The organism is Oscillochloris sp. ZM17-4, from assembly GCF_019599295.1.
GTDB lineage: Bacteria > Chloroflexota > Chloroflexia > Chloroflexales > Chloroflexaceae > Oscillochloris.
In genome coordinates this window covers 1-16,421 of sequence record NZ_JAIEWN010000047.1, presented here as the reverse complement: position 1 = coordinate 16,421, position 16,421 = coordinate 1, and the positions used below count along the sequence as shown (strand labels likewise).

Genomic DNA, 16,421 nt, shown 5'->3' with positions numbered 1-16,421 from the left:
GTTGAATGTTGAATGACAGACATTCAACATTCAACATTCAACATTCAACATTCGAAATGATGCGCGACGAGCAGCACAACAACCTGGGCACGGCGGCGCTGCCGGCGGCGGTTCTGGCGGCGATCACGGCCTGCGCCGACGCCTGCCGGGGCACGCTGGAGCAGCTTGAGGATGAGCGCGAGCGGCTGCGCGCCGCGCTAGACCGCCGGATCAGGCCGGCCCCCGACGGGCCGACGCGGCGGCTCTGCGCGGTGGACGGAGCCCACGCCACGGTGCCGGCGGCCGGGGCGACCTTCGCGGCCATCGCGGCCGCGGCGGTGGAGGAGGCGACGCTGACCGACCAGGATGTGCTGGTGCAGCTGATGCCGCCGGTGGAGGAGCTGGATGGCATCCTGGGCGGGCTGCGCTGCGTCATGGAGCTGCGCCTGCTGGCCCGGCGGATCCGGGCCACCAGCAGCGGCCTGTTTGTCCTGGATGGCTCCTTCTACTCGATGCTGATTGAGATCAACCGGCTGCTCGTCCGCTACGCCCAGGACCATAAGGGCGGAGCCGCGCCGGCATGGTGGGCGAGCTTCGAGGATCTGATCACCGCCTTCTTCCGCGATGACGACTGGCGGCTGGTGCTGGAGTGCCGGCGCGTGGTGGCCCACCCGAAGTCGGCCACGGCGGCCGACGATGTGCTGGCGCTCGCGCCGCACCTGAGCGGCGTGATCACTGACCGCACCCTCTGGACGAGCGTGCTGAACGCGGGCGAGTACGCGCTGCCAGTGCCGCTCATCCGCCGCGACCGCACGCACCTGCTCACCGGCTACCGCAGCCCGGCGGCGGGCGACTTTAGAGCGCTGCGCACGGCGATCGAGCACGCCTACGGCCAGCTCTATGTGCTCTACTATCGGCCCGACGCCCTCGGCCCGGCCTACCGCATCGAGCTTCCGGCGGCCCTGATCGCCCGCGAGCCGCTCGGCGCTGTGCTGGCCACCTTCCGCGGCGCCCTCCAGATCAGCAGCGTGCAGGAGCCGCTCCCGCAGTTCCTGGCCGATGCGATCTGCCGCCAGCTCGGCCACGCCCTGGCCGCCACCGCCGAGGGCGCCCGCACCACCCTCCAGCGCGACTTCGACATGCCCACGGTTCAGCGCTACCTCGGCCCGTACCGCACGCCACGCTAGGGTGATCGCGAATTGCAGCCTGAGGCTTTTAGATACGATCTACGGCTATGAAACGAATTCGCTCGCTGGCCGGAGAGATGGCAGCCCGCATCGGGGATCATGGCTGGGGGCAGACGCCGCTCGGGCAGATCGAGGTCTGGCCGCAGAACCTGATCACCGCACTGGGCATGATGCTCGGATCGCGCTTCCCCATGCAGATCTTGTGGGGCACAGAGTACACCCACTTCTATAACGACGCCTATATCCCGATCGCCGCCGACAAGCATCCGCGCGCGCTCGGCGAGCCCGGCGTCGCGATCTGGCCGGAGGTGTGGGATGTGGTGCGCCCGATGCTCGACGGCGTGCGGGCCACCGGACAGGCCACATGGGCCGATGATATGCAGCTGACGCTCGTGCGGAATGGCACCCAAGAGGAGGGCTACTTCACCTTTTCGTATGGGCCGATCTGGGGTGAGTCCAACGTCGACGGGATCTTCATCGCGGTGACGGAGACGACACGGCGAGTGATCGCGGAGCGCCGGCTGCACACGGGGCGCGATCTCTCAGCGGCGCTGGTGGGCGTGCGGGTTGAGGCCGAGGTGTGTCGCCGCGCGGCCGAGGTGCTGGCGCAGGACCCGGCAGATCTCCCCTTCGCGCTGCTCTATCTGGGCGCCCGTGCGAGCGCCGACCTGACTCTGGCCGGCGCCGCACACCTGGATGCGGGCCACCCGGCGGCGCCGGCGCAGACGACGATTGGCGGGGGGCCGTGGCCCTTCGCCGAGGCGCTGGCCGCCGAGCAGCCGGTGATCATGCGCGAGCTGCCGCCCGAGCTCGCAGATCTGCCGGGAGGCCCCTGGGGCCTCCCCGCGACATCAGCTATGGTTGTGCCAATCCGGACGCGCGGCGAGCTCACGCCGCACGGCTATCTGGTGGCCGGGCTGAGCCCGAGGCTCCCGCTCGATGATGACTACCGCGAGTTCATCGAGCGGGTGGCCGACCAGGTGTCCGGCCAGATCGCCGGGGCGCGCGCCCACGCAGTAGCCCGTGAGGCCGTGCAGCTGCGCGACGACTTCCTCTCGGTGGCCGCCCACGAGCTGAAGAACCCGCTGACCCCGCTGATCGGCAGGCTTCAGATGATCGAGCGCCGCTTGAGCCGCGAGGGCGGCAGCGAGCGGAACATTACCACAATCAGGCAGGCCAGCGACGACGCCCGGCGCCTGGTAGGACAGATCGACGCGCTGCTCGACGTGAGCCGGATGCGCGGCGGCCAGATGAGCATCTCCAGGGAGGTGTTCGACCTCACCCCCCTAACGCAGCGGGTGGTCGCCGACATCGCGCCAACATTGGAGCAGCATACGATCTCCCTTGCGACGCCCGAGAGCCCAGCGCTGATCGACGGCGACGCCGCGCGGATCGAGCAGGTGCTCCTCAACCTGCTGGGGAACGCGGTGAAGTACAGCCCGCAGGGCGGAGCGATTCGCGTGGCGATCACGGTGGACGCGGGTCTGACACGACTCGCTGTGTGTGACCAGGGAATCGGCATCCCCGAGGAGGCGCGGGCGAAGCTCTTCGAGCGCTACTACCAGGCCCGCAACGCCGACGACCACCCGACCGGCGGGCTGGGGATCGGGCTCTTCGTCGTCCACGAGATCGTGCGCCTGCACGGTGGCCGGGTGGAGGTGCAGAGCGCCCTGGGTGTCGGCAGCACCTTCACGGTAGTGCTGCCCGTGGCCGATGGCCGATAGCCGCTATATGAAATAAGGAGATGCGTCTATGCCCTGGATCCATTACATCAACCGGGTCGCCGACGCGCTGCACGTCGAGCCGGAGACGTTCATCCGCCCGTGGGAGGAGTCGCCCGACGCGCCGACCGACGCCGGACGGTGAGGGTGTTGTTTTGGCGGAATATGCCAGCTTCGCTGGCATATTCCGCCAAAACAACAAGCGATACCTGGGGCTGTGCCACCCAAGCACCAGCGCGATCAGGCGCCATGCTCGCTCAGGTCGGGTGTACCATATACGTATGGAACTATCATCACCCGCCATCACCGCCGCGGCTGAAGAGCCGCCCGTGACCCGCCGGCTCTTCAGCCTGATCGTGCCCTACCGCCGCACCGTCCGTGCTGCGTCCGTATGCCGGGACGCAGCAGCCTGCGCCCCTACGCCGCGTCGACGGAGCGGTAGCCGCCGCGCCCGCGGGGCGTGAAGGCGTCGCTCAGATTGGCGATGATCGCGCTGGCGAGCTGAAGCTCGATGCGCAGGAGCATCCGCAGCCCGGCGAGGTCGCGGTCGCCCCACTGCTCGAACAGATCGGAGATGGTGGTGCTGACCATCTGGATGGAGTCGACCGTGAGCTTCTGGCCGTCGCTCTGGTAGATCCGGCGCACCTCCACCGCCACTGGCTCCATCTCGGTGGCCTCGGCGGGGTAGTAGCGCACGAAGGCGCCGTGGACGGCCCGCTGGAACATGCGCACCAGCTCGGCGTCGCTGCGATCGAGCGCATTTGCCAGCGTCACCGTGTAGGACCAGGTTAGGTCGAGCGGCTCAGAGGGCAGATCGCGGCCCTCCGCGATCAGCTGGTGGACGGCGGACCAGGTGAATCCGAGCTCCAGCCAGGGCGGGATATTCTCATTGGTCAGCGGCTCGTCGTGCTCGGGGAAGAGCTCGATCTTGCAGGTGCGGTCGTGCGTTGTAGGGATCACGCTCTCGATGAAGGCGTGCTCGTGAAGCCCCACCGCCAGCCAGGCATCCTCAAGGCCGCTCACCAGGTCGTCATAGCTCAACATGCTCGCTCCTCGTGCGCTCGCGCGCGGGGGACAGGGAACAGGGGACAGGGAACAGGGGACAGGGAACAGGATTGTATCGCGCTATTGTACCGCCTTCTGGCGGAGCGGGCAACCGGCGGACCTGTTGCCATTAGGGCTACGTCATTGTTCTCTGGCCCGACCGCCCGGCGACTGAAGTCGCGGGCTGATTCTTCGGCGAAGGCCGCCTGCGCGGCCTTCGCCCAGGATCCAGCCGGGGACTTCGGTCTCACGGCGCCGAGGCCGGACGACAATGACGTGGCCCTGCTGTTGCCATGACGAAACGCGCCAGCGAAGCTGGCGCGTTTCGTCATGGCAGGTAGGGGGCTTGCCTGATGTGAGGTCAGCGCGGTATTCTGGCGAGGGCGGCGGTGGCCGGGCCGAGGTGCTGCACCAGCCCATCCACGGCGCCCTGGAGCGGCGCGAAGAGCAGGCTGGGGAAGAGCCCGGCGGCCACGATGGCGACGGCCAGGAGCGCCAGGGGGATCACCTCGCGCCGGCTGAGGTCGCTCAGCCCCTCGTCGCGGGCCTCGCCCATAAAGCCGATGCGGAACATACGCAGCATATAGGCGGCCACCAGGATGACGCCGATCACTGCGCCGCCGGCGAAGGGCCAGCCGAGCACCTGCGAGCTCAATGTGCCCTGCATAATCGTGAACTCGCCGATGAAGGCGTTCAGTCCGGGCAGTCCCATGCTGGCCAGGATGACCAGCAGGGTCAGCCCGCCATAGACGGGCATCGTCTTCCAGAGCCCGCTGAAGGCGGTGATCTCGCGGGTGCCCCGGCGCTCGTAGAGCACGGACACCAGCAGCAGCAGGGCGGCGGTGTTCACGCCGTGGGCTAGCATCTGCACCACCGCGCCGCTGATGCCGATCGCGTTGAGCGCGAAGATGCCCAGGGCGATGGCGTTCATATGGCTCACCGAGGAGTAGGCCACCAGCCGCTGCATATCGGTCTGGGCGAAGGCCGTGGTCGCGGCGTAGATGATGCCGATCACGGCGAGGATGGCGACGGCGGGCGCGGCCCACTGGGAGGCCTGCGGGAAGAGGGCCAGGTTGAAGCGGATCAGGCCGTAGGTGCCGAACTTCGACATGATGGCGGCGAGCATGATCGCCACCGGGGTCGGCGCGGCGCTGTAGGCGGCGGGCACCCAGGTGTGGAAGGGCCAGAGGGCCAGCTTGATCGCGAAGGCGGCGAAGAATGCGCCGAAGAGCAGCCGCTCGACCCCCGCATCGATCACGAAGGCCCCCGAGCGCAGGTCGGCGACGATGGTGCCAATATCGAAGGTGGTCGCGCCCTGCTGGGCGTGGAGCATATACACGCCGATGATGCCGAGCAGCATGAGCACCGAGCCGCTGAAGGTGTAGAGGAACATCTTCAGCGCCGCGCGCGGGCCGTCCTCGCCGCCCCAGATGCCGATCAGGAAGACCGCCGGGATGAGCGCGACCTCCCAGAACACATAGAAGAGCAGCATGTCCTGGGCCATGAAGGTGCCGAGCATGGCCGACTCGAAGGCCAGGAGCAGGGCGAGCATGCCGCGCAGCCGGCCCTCGGGCTGGCCCCAGGTTGCGCCGATGGCGAAGGGCGCCAGCAGCGCCGCCAGGACAACCAGCCAGATGCTGACCCCGTCGATTCCCAGGTGGTAGCTGCTACCCCAGGCAGGGATCCAGGGCAGGGCCGGCTCGGCCATGCCCTGCGGGGATGCCTGGCCTGTCAGGTACATCGCCGCCGTCGCGACGGCCGCCGCCAGGGCCGCGATCGCGAAGCCGAGGGCGATGCGGCGCTGCGTCTCGGCCTGGCTGGCGGGCGTGAGCATTAGGGCCAGGGCGCCCAGGGCCGGGAGCCAGAGCGTGATCGAGAGGATGGGCAGGCTGATCACATGCATAGAGCTGTCACCTTATGGCGAAGGTACAGGCGAGTGGGGTTATTCGTGAGCGGGTTCACGAGGGCAGTTATACGCCGAAAGGGCGCATTTGTCAACGCAAGGGGACAGGGTACAGGGTACAGGGTACAGGCAAGCGGCGTTTGCCCTGCTCCGAAACTATTGCCTATTGCCTATTGCCTATTGCCTATTGCCTATTGCCTGTCCCCTGTCCCCTGTCCCCTGTCCCCTGTCCCCTGTCCCCTGTCCCCTGTCCTCAACCATCATCGGCTTGCCGAGCCAGGCCTCGTACATCTCGGCGAATCGCCCCTCGGCGATCGCGGCGCGCACCTCGGCCATCAGGTTGAGCAGGAAGGCCACATTGTGCAGGCTCACCAGGCGCAGGCCGAGGATCTCATTCGCCTTGTAGAGGTGGTGGATGTAGGCCCGCGAGAAGGTGCGGCAGGTCTCGCAGGTGCAGCCGGGCTGGAGCGGGCCGCCGTCATCGCGCAGGCTGGCGTTCTGGACGTTCAGCTTCCAGCGCCGGGCGGGGTCGCGCACGAGAGCCGCGCCGTGGCGGCCGAGGCGGGTCGGGCTGACGCAGTCGAACATATCGATGCCGCGGGCCACGCCCTCCAGCAGGTCGTCGACATCGCCGACGCCGAGCAGGTGGCGGGCCATGCCGTCGGGCATATGCGGCACCGTCATATCGATCACATCGTACATCTGGGGCTTATCGCCGCCGAGGGAGCCGCCGATGCAGAAGCCGTCGAATCCCATGGCGGCGATATGCTCGGCGCTGGCCTTGCGCAGGTCGGGGAAGACCCCGCCGTGGACGATGCCGAAGAGGTACTGGTCGGGGTTGGGCAGGCTGGCCGGGTCGCGCTCGCGGTGGGCGGCCAGGCAGCGGGCGGCCCAGCGGTGGGTGCGGTCCATGCTCTGGCGGGTGTAGTCGTAGGTGGCGCGGAAGGGCGGCAGCTCGTCGAAGCAGACGATGATGTCGGCGCCGAGGCCGTGCTGGATCTGCATGGATCGCTCGGGCGTGAAGGTGTGCCGCGACCCATCGACGTAGGACTTGAAGATCACCGCGTCCTCGGTGACCTTGACCATGCCCTGGAGCTGCTGGGCGTGCTGCGGGCGGCGGCCCTTGATCTCGTCGGCGATGCCGCCGTAGACCAGCGAGAAGACCTGGAAGCCGCCGCTATCGGTCAGGATGGGGCCGTCCCAGCTGGTGAAGCCGTGCAGCCCCCCGTGGCGGGCGATCAGCTCGTGGCCCGGCTGGAGGTAGAGGTGGTAGGTGTTGCCCAGGATGATCGACGCGCCGTGCTCGCGCAGCTCGCGGGGCGTGATCGCCTTGACGGTGCCGCGCGTGCCGACCGGCATGAACACGGGCGTGGCGATATCGCCGTGGGCGGTGCGGACGACCCCGGCCCGCGCCCGGCTGCGCTCGTCCCTGGCGGTGATGCTGAAGATGCTCATATACGTCAAGTATAGCAGCATTTGGTGCTGGGTTTTGCGGCGGATCCGCCGCGCCCCGAGCCATGTGGTTTCGAGATCATGGTATGATGAGTGCAAATATCGGGCAATTCAAGCTTGGTTAGTAAGGAGTGCAGATTGGACATTGACACCACGAAGCCAAATGGGGGCAGAATCTACGACTACTATCTTGGCGGCAACCACAACTTCGAGGTTGATCGGACAACTGCCGAGCAGCTCAGCAAGATCCTTCCCTCAATCAAGGCCGGAGCGCTGCTCAACCGCTGGTTCATGCACGACGCAGTCCAGCGCCTCGTCGACGCCCGCTTCGACTGCTACCTCGATCTCGCCACCGGCCTGCCCACCGAGGGCTACATCCACGACCTGGCCCCCGACGCGCGCATCCTCTACAACGACATCGACCCGGTGACGATCGCCTACGGGCGGAGCATTGTGGGTGAGACGTCGAACATCCAGTTTGTGCAGTCGAATATCGCCGATATTGATGCGATCCTCGCCGCCGCCGACGCGCACTTCGGTGGCCAGCGCCGAATCGCCATCTCCTTTATCGGGGCGAGCTACTTCATTGATACCGAGACGCTGCGGGGCGTGCTTGACGCGCTCTACGCATGGTGCGCCCCTGGCTCACAGATTGCGATGTCCTGGCTGATCGGTGACGTGAACGGCTTTGCGCAGAGCCAGGTCGCGGCGATCTACCGCCAGATGCGATCGCCGGTCTATGGACTCTCGATGGCCGCCGCGCAGGAGATGCTCGCGCGCTGGGATCTGCTGTCGCCCGGGCTGATCGAGCTGAACAGGTGGAATGGGGTGGACGACGAGTGGCGCACTCCCAGCGAGACCGGGCTTGAGAAAGAGCCGCTTGATCTCTACGGCATGATCGCGGTGCGGCCGTAGGAACACAGGCATGCCGTAGGGGCGCAGCACGCTGCGCTCCTACGGCACCTATAGAGCAAGAGAGCCTCAATGACTGATCGCAATGATCTTGAGCGCGTCGCCGGCGCGGCCCTGCGGCGGCGCGCATTCACGAACCGCGGGATGTTACCTCCGACGCACCTGGCTGATATGGGGCGAGAGCTGGTAGGGCTGCTGCTCGACCCGCAGGAGAATCTCGACCATCCGGCGGCGCGGATGGTGGCGCGCGGGCTGTCCTTTGTTTCGGCTCAGGAGGCCGGCCTCGCTGTTCAGCAGGCCGCGCTGGATGCGGCGGATCTGCCGATGCTGGCGCAGGTATCCGGCCGTATGGCCACTCTGATCGCCGCATGGCATAAGGCCGAGCTCGACGGGCTGCGGCGTGAGCAGGAGGATCTGCGCGAGGCGGTGGTGCGCGCGCTGGCCGAGCAGCGTGAGGAGAGTGATCGGCAGCGGCTGGCTGCGGAGCGCAGCCAGCAGGAACAGGATCGCCTGGCCGCCCTCGTCACCGAGCTATCGGCACCGGTGATCCCGCTCTACGATGGTATCCTGGTGCTGCCCCTGATCGGTTCGATCGACACACGCCGGGCCCAGGATGTGATGGAGAACGTCCTGGAGAGCATCTCCCGACATCAGGCCGATAGCCTGATCATCGATATCACCGGCGTGGCCATGGTAGACACGGGTGTGGTGCAGCACCTGCTCCAGACGGCGCGGGCGGTGGGCCTGCTGGGCGCCACGGTGGTGCTCGTCGGGATCAACCCCGAGATCGCGCAGACGATCACCCAGCTGGGCCTGGTGATCACCGAGATCATCACGCTCGGCACGCTCCAGGAGGGGATCGTCTACGCGCTGCGCCGGCGTGGCCTCTCGGTGCAGGCGATCACGGCTGCGAGCGCTGCGGCCGCCAGGCAGGGTACTGCTCGCTTATCCCTGTGGCGGTGATCTGCCTCAGCGCGCCCGAGCTGATTGTGTAGACGTAGATGTGGTAGCTGCTGCCTATCGCCTCCCCGCCGGCTGTCGTCTCTCCGCTGCGGTTTGAGGCGAAGGCGATCTGATCGCTGCTGGGCGACCAGGTCGGGGTGGTGTCGTCGGCGGGGCTGTTGGTGACCTCATTGGCCGGGCTGTTCGTCAGGTCAGAAGCCCCCCCGCCGTTGGCCACATCGAGCAGGTAGATGTCAAAATTCCCGCTGCGGTCGGAGGCGAAGGCGATCTGCTCGCCGTCGGGCGACCATGTGGGGTTGCCATCGTTGGCCGGGCTGTCGGTCAGCCGCGTTGGCTCGCCCGACCCATCGACGTTGACCACGTAGATATCCCAGCTCCCGTTGCGGTTGCTCTCGAAGGCGATGCGCTGGCCATCGGGCGACCATGCGGGGTGGAGGTCGCGGGATGAGCCGTTGGTAAGGGCGACCAGCCCCGAGCCGTCGGCGTTCATCAGGTAGATGTCGAAGGTGCTGCGGTCGGAGGCGAAGGCGATGCGCTGTCCGTCGGGCGACCATGCGGGGGTGATCTCATCAAAGAGCAGGTTATCGGTGAGCGCGCTGCTCTGACCGCTATCGATGGAGATGAGTCGCAGGCTCCGCGCGCTGCCGACCGGGCTTGTGGCGATCAGGAGCTCGTCGCTGGCGCGCAGGGGCGGCGGGGGCGGGAAGCGCGGCGTCAGATCGTCGGCCGGGTGCTCGGTCAGCCTGAGCAGATCCTGGCCGCTGTCGCCCATCGTGTAGATCTCAAAGTTTCCATCGCGGTCGGAGGCGAAGGCGATCCGCCGGCCATCGCGGGCCCACGAGGGTGACTCATCGTCGGCCGGGCTGTCGGTGAGCGGGGTCTGGGCCGCGCCGTCGGCGTTCATCACATAGATGTCGCTCTGGCCGCCGCGCCGCCGCTCGAAGGCGATGCGCTGTCCATCGGGCGACCATGCCGGCCGCTCGTCGCTGGCGGCGTTGTTGGTCAGGTTGATGATGCTGCCCGACTGGTCGGCGTTGGCCAGGTAGATCTCACGATTATTGCTCGCGGTGGGGTCGGCGGCCGAGAAGGCGATGCGCCGCCCATCGGGCGACCAGGCCGGCGCGCCGATGCGGGGCGGGTTGGCGAAGAGGTCGTGGATCTCGCCGCTCGCGATCGTGATCACCGCCAGCACCGTCTTCTCCCCGCGCGTCGCCACATAGGCGATCTGTGTGCCATCGGGCGACCACGCTGGGGCGACGGCGCCATCCTGCTCGTCGGTCATCCGGCGCAGCTCGCTGCCGTCAGGCGCGATCAGGTAGATCTGGGCGACGCCGGTGCGCTCAGAGACAAAGGCGATCTGGCGGCGGCTCGGCGCCCATGCGGGCTCATAGTCGCGGGCGGTGTGGTCGGTGAGGCGGGCCAGCCCCGAGCCGTCGGCATTCATCACGAAGATCTCCTCGTTCCCGCCGCGATCCGAGGAGAAGGCGATCCGGTCGCTCGTGCTGGGGGCGGCGGTGGCGGTGGGCGAGTGCTCGACCGGCGGCTCTCCCGCCGCCGCCGTCGGGCTGGCGGGGGCGGCTGTCTCCGCTGTGCCGGCGAGGTTGCCGCATCCGGCGAGGGCGATCAGGAGGATAGCCGATAGGAGATAGCCGATAGCCAATAGCGCGCGGGGCATAGCCGATAGCCGATAGCCGATAGCCGATAGCGCAAGCGGGGAGTCCCTGCGTCGTGTAGGATGCTGGTGTCGTATGGCGCTCATCCCCGCTCCCCCGACTCCTGCCCATCGACTCCCGACTCCTTCCCGCCGTCTCCTGTCCCCTGTCCCCCGACTCCTGTCCCCTGGATCTGCACCGGGATCGGCCCGTTGAGGTTGAGCGTGCGGATCGGGAAGGGGATGCTAATGCCCTCCTGGTGGAAGCGGGCGCGCACACGCTTGATGAACTCGTGCTTGAGCAGATACTGGTCGACGAAGGAGTTCGCGCGCAGAATGACGTTGAAGTCGATGCTCGACGCGTTGAAGGTGGTATAGCGGATGAAGGGCGCGAACTCAGCGACGCCGCCGTCCACCTCTTCCATGACCTCGACACCCACCTCGGCCACCACGCGCTCGACGAGCTCGAGGTCGCTGGCGTAGCTCACGCCCATGGGTATCAGGACAGACTGCTCAGACTCGGGGCGGCTGTAGTTGATCACGATCGTGCTCGTCATCAGCGAGTTGGGCACGACGATCAGGTTGTTGGAGAGCTGGCGGATGTAGGTGTCGGCCCAGCGGATATCGGTGATGTAGCCCTCCTCGCCGGAGCTCAGGCGGACATAGTCGCCGGGACGGATCTTGTTCGAGGCGATGACGGTCATGCCCGAGAACAGATTAGCCAGCGGGTCGCGCAGGGCCAGGGAGAGGCCGACGCTGCTGCCGGCCACCACGGTGAGCAGGGAGCCGACGGGCACGCCGTAGAGTCCCAGGATGGTCGTGGTGATAACCATGCCGCCCATGAAGCGCAGCACATTGTTGATCAGCGAGACGGAGCCGATCTGGGCGCGCTCGAACGAGAAGCGCACCCAGTTGGTGGCCAGGCGCACGACCAGGATCACGACCGCCAGTGCCTCGGCGTAGAGGATCGCCGCGCGCATCTGGTCGCTCAGCTTCGGCAGGAGGTCGCCGGTGGTGGAGCTGAGGCCGATGACGATGCTCCAGAAGAGGATCTGCCCGCTGAGCGCGGTGAAGATCACCTCGCCGGGCAGGTTGTTGCTGGAGATAGATCGGCGGCGAGCCCATCGCAGAGGCCAGAGCTCTAGCACCAGCCCGAGAACAATCAGGCCGAGCAGTAACCCGATTGATCCCAGCAGGTTTGCCTGCTGGGCTGCGTCAAATTCCTCGACCATTGGCGGGGGTTCTTACAGGGAGACGAGAGGGGTACATTCTCTCATTATACCCGACTCGCGCGCCTGGGATGCGTTGATCGGCGAGGCTACGGCCGCCGCGCGCCGCGCATGATCGCCTCAAGCAGGGCGCTCAGGCCGACGAGGACGAGGATTCCGGGGAAGAACAGCCTCGGCATCATGAAGAGGAAGGCCAGGCCGAAGAGCCAGAAGGTGTTGCGCAGGCCCACGCCGATCTGCCCGCGGCCGGCGACCCGCACGAAGTTGGATAGGCCGATCACGATCAGGATCCCCGGCCAGAACAGCTTTGAGAAGAAGAGCAGGGCGATGCCGATCAGGAAGACCGCCACGCTGGCGGCCTCCCAGTCGCGCGACCGGCCGGGCGCCGCCCGCCGCGCCCGCTGGAAGGTGGGCATGGTGGGCGCGCCCTGGATGACATCGCCGCTTATTGCGGGGCGGGGCGGGGCGGGCTGCGGCGCCGGGTCGCCCATGCGCCGGCCGCAGCGCACGCAGAAGATCGCGTGGCCGGGGTTGCTGGCCCCGCAGGCCGCGCATGTCACCGGCGCCTGGTCCTCGGGGCGCAGGTGGACGGTCGGGCCGGTGGTGGCGCTATCGAGGGTGAGGCCGCACTCAATGCAGAAGCGCGCGTCGTTTGGCAGCTCTGCGTCGCATGATGGGCATCTCATAGGGGTGCTCGCTCGTGTGTCGTCTCGCTAAGGGTACTACCTATTCTACGAAGAGAACGCCTAGCGTGTTACACATGCCTCGGCCTCGCGCTGCATGTTGCTGGTCGCCTCGGCCTGGTCGAGGGTGCCACGTAGCAGGCTTGGCAGCCAGACATCGACGCCGAAGAGGGCGCAGCGGGCTGCCTTGGTGGGCGGCAGTCCGGGGGCCTGGGCGGCCATGGCGGCGGCGGCGGCGAGGGCCGGGTCGGCGCGGATGGCCGGGTCGGCGAGGGCCTCCCGGCTGGCGGGCAGGCGGCCGAGCGCGCGGGCCAGCCCGGCCTGGGTCTCGGGCCGCTCCAGGAAGGCGGCGAAGGACAGGGCGCGGCCCAGGTCGGCCCCGGCGAGATCGCGCTGGAGCATCAGGAAGGTGCCGCCGATGATCGGCAGCGCGCGCCGGCCCGTCGCCGGGACCAGCGGCATCTGCGCGACGCCGAGGTCGAGGGTCTCGGTGAGGGTGCGGTACTCGGGCAGTGCCCAGTCGCCATCGACGGCGAAGGCCACCTCGCCGGCGCCGAACCAGCGCTGGCCGCCGCGGTAGGTCTTCACCTCGGGGGGTGATGCGACGGCGAGCTCGCGCAGCAGCCCGAGGGCGCTGAGCATCGCGGGGCTGTCGAGGGTCGGCGTATCGCCTGTGGCGTCGGTGACGGCCCCGCCGAAGCCGTGGAGCCAGGGCAGCAGCCAGCGCGGCTCGTCCCAGGCCATCACGAGGCCGGCCTTCCCGGCGCGCGAGCGGGTGATCAGCTCGTCGCTGGTGGCCGGCGGGCCGGCGGCGAGCTGCTGGTTGTAGAGCAGGAGCAGGCCGCCCTGGGCGGTCAGCGGGAGTCCCCAGAGCGCACCCTGGGCGGTGGCGTCCTCTAGCAGGCCCGGCAGCGGGTCGCCGGCGGCCTGGATCGGCTGGAGCTGCCCGTCTGCCAGGAGTCCGGCGAGGGTCTCCTGGTCGGCCCAGATCAGGTCGGGCGGCGGGTCGCCGGTGAGGGCGGCCCCGGCCACGCTCATGCGCAGGGTGTCGGGGTTGTGGGCGACGACGGTGATCGGCCCGCCGCCTGAGCGCTGGTAGTCGGCGATCAAGGCGCGCACTGCATCAAGGGCCGCGTCGGCCTCGCCCACCCACAGGCGCAGCGGGCGCGGGGCCGGCGTGGGCGTGTGTGATGGTGCCGGGCGCGGGGTGGCGCTTGGCGGCGTGGGGGTGGCGCTCGATGCCGACGTGGGCGTCGGCGCGTCGGCCGCGGGCGTCGGCGGCGCGGGCGGGCCGGCGCAGGCCACAGCCAGGGTGAGGAAGAGGGCGAGCCCGAGCAGCCGGGCGGGCGGTGTCGTGTTCATCGCCGCGATTATACCAGCACTGAGGTGATGAGACACTGAGGCACTGAATCGGGAGCTGCTACTACCGATTCAGTGGTTCAGTGCCTCAGTGGTTCAGTGTCTCAGCGCCTCAGTGTCTCAGTGCTCTATGCCTGGATATGCGCCTCCAGGAACCAGAGGTACTTGTCGAGGTCGCGCGAGACCTGGGTGAACATGTCGGCCGTGTCGGCGTCGTTGAGCTCGGTGGCCGTGGTGATCGCCTGGCGGGTCGTGGCGCCGACCTTGGCGTAGCGGGCGACCAGGTTGGCCACGTGCTGCATCCCGTCGGTGATCTCGGCGGGGTACTCGGGGAGGCGCGAGGCGGCGGCGGCCATGCGCGCGGTGCCCAGCGCCTGGCCGCCCAGGATCACGGCGCGCTCGGCGATCGTATCCACGTGGTCGAGCAGGTTCGCGGCCAGGTCGTCAAACAGCTCATGGAGGGCGATAAACTGCGGGCCCTTGACATTCCAGTGGGCCTGCTTCACCTGGCTCAGCAGGTCGAAGGTGTCAGCGAGCTGCTGGTTTATCAGGGCGATCAGCTGATCGCGGGCCGGCGCAGCGATATCGATATGGGTGGTGAAGGTGCGATTCTTGGCCATAAGGTAATTCTCCTCGTACTTGTGTGGCGCACGTCTGCCCGAGGCCCTCGCCCCGGCCTGTGCGTCATGGCCTGTATAGCAGGAATGGTGCCAGCGGCTCAGTGGGAGGAGGACGAATAGGCTATCGCCGGTGGCCGCTGGTGGTTAACTAAATTTTTATAATACGTGAGGGCGGCCCGCTGTGGCCCGCCGCCGGAAACCGGCTGAATTCTGGAGGCACCAATGCGAACGTTGGGTATCTCGTCACTTGTCATAATCATGATCATGGCCGCCCTCCTGATCTCGGGCCGGACCACCACACATGCCGCCACCGAGGAGCGCGTCTACCTACCCCTGGTCGTCCGCCCGCTCAGCCTGACGGCCAGCTACCTGGGCGGCCCCGCCGCCGACAGCCTGAGCGCGGCGGCGTTCGACAGCGCGGGCCGGCTGCTGCTGGCCGGCACCTTCCCCGGCTACAGCCCGGCGGGCCTGTCCCCCGTGACGTTCCCCGGCGGTGGCGACGGGGCGATCATCCGGCTGAGTGAGGGCGGGGGGCGGGTCGAGGCGATGGCCCGGATCGGCGCAGGCGTCAGCGACATGGAGGTGGGCGCGACGGGCGCGGTGGTGGCCTGCGGCGACTTCGGGGTGGCGGTGCTGCGCGCCGACCTGGGCGCGCTGGCCTGGAGCGACAGCCCGGGCGCGGTGAGCCGCTGCGCGATCGGGCCGGGCGGCGGCGTGGCGGCCCTGGTGGGCGCGACGGTCTACCAGTACGCGGCGGGCGGGGGCGCGCCGGTCAGCTGGCAGGTGGCCGGCACGCAGGTGGCCGACCTCGCGATCGACGATGTGCGGGGGCTGGTGTTCGCCGCCGGCTACACGCAGAAGAGCAGCGCCCTGAAGGTGGCCTACCTGCGGGCCTACGGGACGGGCGGCGCGCCGGCCTGGACGGACTATGACTTCGCGGCTGCGGCGGTGGGCGCGGCGGGCCTGGGCGCCGACTCAGAGGGGCGGCGGGTGGCCCTCGGCCGCGACGGGATGCTCTACTTCGCCGGCTTCACCGATGGCGGCAACGCGATCTACGGACGCGACCCGCAGGACATCGCGCGCAAGCTGGGCGGCGCCGAGCTGATCAGCTCCGACGCCTACAACACGCCCTCCAACATCAGCGGGGCGAAGTCGCTGGCCTGGTACGGCCGCTTCGACCCGGACAGCGGCGCGCTGGAGCGCGGCCAGTGGCTGCTCACCCGCCTGAGCGACGGCAAGGGCAACTCGATCAGCATCAGGGCGGTCGACGCGGCGGCCGACGGGGCGTTGCTGGTGACGGGCGACAGCTCGTGCTGCATGCAGGGCCGCGACACGATGCAGCTCAACGGGGTGACTCTGGGCGGCTATGAGGGCGGCGAGCCCTTCGCGCTGCTGCTGCGGCCCGACTTCGGCGCGCGCCAGCTGTGGACGGCCCTGGCGGCGCCGGGCACCTCGGCGGGAGGATCGCCGGCGGCGGCGGCGGCCCTCGGCGCCGACCGGCTCGCCGTGGGGGTGACCTTCGGCCCGCGCAGCGCGGCCCCCCAGCGCGGCCTGATCACCGTCGCCCCGCTCCAGGCCGCCCCGGCCGGGCTCACCGACGGCTACTACCTGCTGATGCCGAGACCCTGACGAGGCCGTACCCCAGCCCCTGCCTTTTGGCGAGCTGTTGACGGCTTCGCCGTCAACAGCTCGCCAAAAAAATTGTTAGCGCGAATAAG

13 protein-coding genes are annotated in these 16,421 nt (G+C 68.4%); 5 read left to right on the top strand and 8 right to left on the bottom strand.

Features of this window, described 5'->3' with window-relative positions; all coding sequences use genetic code 11:
• Positions 1-5 precede the first annotated feature (5 nt).
• Together K2Z83_RS23310 and K2Z83_RS23305 are read left to right on the top strand one after the other, a co-directional pair.
• Positions 6-1,166: a hypothetical protein gene (locus K2Z83_RS23310; RefSeq protein WP_255604440.1), complete on the top strand. Its 1,161-nt coding sequence runs from the start codon at positions 6-8 to the stop codon at positions 1,164-1,166.
• 47 nt (positions 1,167-1,213) lie between these two features.
• Positions 1,214-2,890 carry a GAF domain-containing sensor histidine kinase gene (locus tag K2Z83_RS23305; RefSeq protein ID WP_220597576.1) on the top strand — a complete coding sequence of 559 codons (1,677 nt, stop codon included), beginning with the start codon at positions 1,214-1,216 and terminating at the stop codon, positions 2,888-2,890.
• Between the two features lie 414 nt (positions 2,891-3,304).
• Here the strand turns inward: K2Z83_RS23305 and K2Z83_RS23300 are convergent, their stop codons facing one another.
• From K2Z83_RS23300 to tgt, 3 genes are all read right to left on the bottom strand, one after another.
• Positions 3,305-3,931: a hypothetical protein gene (locus tag K2Z83_RS23300; RefSeq protein ID WP_220597575.1), complete on the bottom strand. Its 627-nt coding sequence runs from the start codon at positions 3,929-3,931 to the stop codon at positions 3,305-3,307.
• A 361-nt stretch (positions 3,932-4,292) separates the two neighbouring features.
• Complete coding sequence (locus K2Z83_RS23295) at positions 4,293-5,834, bottom strand: NuoM family protein (RefSeq protein WP_220597574.1); 1,542 nt, start codon at positions 5,832-5,834, stop codon at positions 4,293-4,295.
• A 177-nt stretch (positions 5,835-6,011) separates the two neighbouring features.
• A complete protein-coding gene (tgt, locus tag K2Z83_RS23290; protein ID WP_220597573.1) occupies positions 6,012-7,289 on the bottom strand; it encodes a tRNA guanosine(34) transglycosylase Tgt in 1,278 nt (425 codons plus the stop codon).
• A 135-nt stretch (positions 7,290-7,424) separates the two neighbouring features.
• Here tgt and K2Z83_RS23285 point away from each other — a divergent pair, with 135 nt between their 5' ends.
• On the top strand, positions 7,425-8,201 hold the full coding sequence (locus tag K2Z83_RS23285) for an SAM-dependent methyltransferase (protein WP_220597572.1): 777 nt from the start codon (positions 7,425-7,427) through the stop codon (positions 8,199-8,201).
• 69 nt (positions 8,202-8,270) lie between these two features.
• The gene (locus K2Z83_RS23280) at positions 8,271-9,161 is read left to right on the top strand and encodes an STAS domain-containing protein (RefSeq protein WP_220597571.1); all 891 of its coding nucleotides are present in this window, start codon (positions 8,271-8,273) and stop codon (positions 9,159-9,161) included.
• On the opposite strand, the gene K2Z83_RS23275 is transcribed toward K2Z83_RS23280, so the two are convergent.
• The 5 genes from K2Z83_RS23275 to dps all read right to left on the bottom strand — a co-directional run bounded on the left by K2Z83_RS23275 (position 9,100) and on the right by dps (position 14,703).
• Positions 9,100-10,836: a hypothetical protein gene (locus tag K2Z83_RS23275; RefSeq protein ID WP_220597570.1), complete on the bottom strand. Its 1,737-nt coding sequence runs from the start codon at positions 10,834-10,836 to the stop codon at positions 9,100-9,102. The two genes, K2Z83_RS23280 and K2Z83_RS23275, sit on opposite strands and share 62 nt — an antisense overlap.
• 80 nt (positions 10,837-10,916) lie before the next feature.
• Positions 10,917-12,044 (bottom strand): mechanosensitive ion channel family protein, encoded by a 1,128-nt coding sequence (locus K2Z83_RS23270; RefSeq protein WP_220597569.1) that lies wholly within the window; start codon positions 12,042-12,044, stop codon positions 10,917-10,919.
• A gap of 86 nt (positions 12,045-12,130) precedes the next feature.
• On the bottom strand, positions 12,131-12,727 hold the full coding sequence (locus K2Z83_RS23265; RefSeq protein ID WP_220597568.1) for a zinc ribbon domain-containing protein: 597 nt from the start codon (positions 12,725-12,727) through the stop codon (positions 12,131-12,133).
• 60 nt (positions 12,728-12,787) lie between these two features.
• Positions 12,788-14,086: an extracellular solute-binding protein gene (locus K2Z83_RS23260; RefSeq protein WP_220597567.1), complete on the bottom strand. Its 1,299-nt coding sequence runs from the start codon at positions 14,084-14,086 to the stop codon at positions 12,788-12,790.
• A 125-nt stretch (positions 14,087-14,211) separates the two neighbouring features.
• Entirely contained in the window at positions 14,212-14,703 is a 492-nt protein-coding gene (gene dps, locus K2Z83_RS23255) for a DNA starvation/stationary phase protection protein Dps (protein WP_220597566.1), read from the bottom strand.
• Positions 14,704-14,925: 222 nt separating this feature from the next.
• Here dps and K2Z83_RS23250 point away from each other — a divergent pair, with 222 nt between their 5' ends.
• A complete protein-coding gene (locus K2Z83_RS23250; RefSeq protein ID WP_220597565.1) occupies positions 14,926-16,332 on the top strand; it encodes a hypothetical protein in 1,407 nt (468 codons plus the stop codon).
• Positions 16,333-16,421 lie beyond the last annotated feature (89 nt).

What these genes read in the sequence shown, in the direction of transcription:
- K2Z83_RS23295 (WP_220597574.1), bottom strand. Translation starts at nt 5,834, where the DNA reads ATGCATGTGATCAGCCTGCCCATCCTCTCGATCACGCTCTGGCTCCCG.
- K2Z83_RS23270 (WP_220597569.1), bottom strand. Translation starts at nt 12,044, where the DNA reads ATGGTCGAGGAATTTGACGCAGCCCAGCAGGCAAACCTGCTGGGATCA.
- K2Z83_RS23260 (WP_220597567.1), bottom strand. Translation starts at nt 14,086, where the DNA reads ATGAACACGACACCGCCCGCCCGGCTGCTCGGGCTCGCCCTCTTCCTC.
- K2Z83_RS23250 (WP_220597565.1), top strand. Translation starts at nt 14,926, where the DNA reads ATGCGAACGTTGGGTATCTCGTCACTTGTCATAATCATGATCATGGCC.
- K2Z83_RS23275 (WP_220597570.1), bottom strand. Translation starts at nt 10,836, where the DNA reads ATGCCCCGCGCGCTATTGGCTATCGGCTATCTCCTATCGGCTATCCTC.
- K2Z83_RS23300 (WP_220597575.1), bottom strand. Translation starts at nt 3,931, where the DNA reads ATGTTGAGCTATGACGACCTGGTGAGCGGCCTTGAGGATGCCTGGCTG.
- K2Z83_RS23280 (WP_220597571.1), top strand. Translation starts at nt 8,271, where the DNA reads ATGACTGATCGCAATGATCTTGAGCGCGTCGCCGGCGCGGCCCTGCGG.
- tgt (WP_220597573.1), bottom strand. Translation starts at nt 7,289, where the DNA reads ATGAGCATCTTCAGCATCACCGCCAGGGACGAGCGCAGCCGGGCGCGG.
- K2Z83_RS23265 (WP_220597568.1), bottom strand. Translation starts at nt 12,727, where the DNA reads ATGAGATGCCCATCATGCGACGCAGAGCTGCCAAACGACGCGCGCTTC.
- K2Z83_RS23305 (WP_220597576.1), top strand. Translation starts at nt 1,214, where the DNA reads ATGAAACGAATTCGCTCGCTGGCCGGAGAGATGGCAGCCCGCATCGGG.
- dps (WP_220597566.1), bottom strand. Translation starts at nt 14,703, where the DNA reads ATGGCCAAGAATCGCACCTTCACCACCCATATCGATATCGCTGCGCCG.
- K2Z83_RS23310 (WP_255604440.1), top strand. Translation starts at nt 6, where the DNA reads ATGTTGAATGACAGACATTCAACATTCAACATTCAACATTCAACATTC.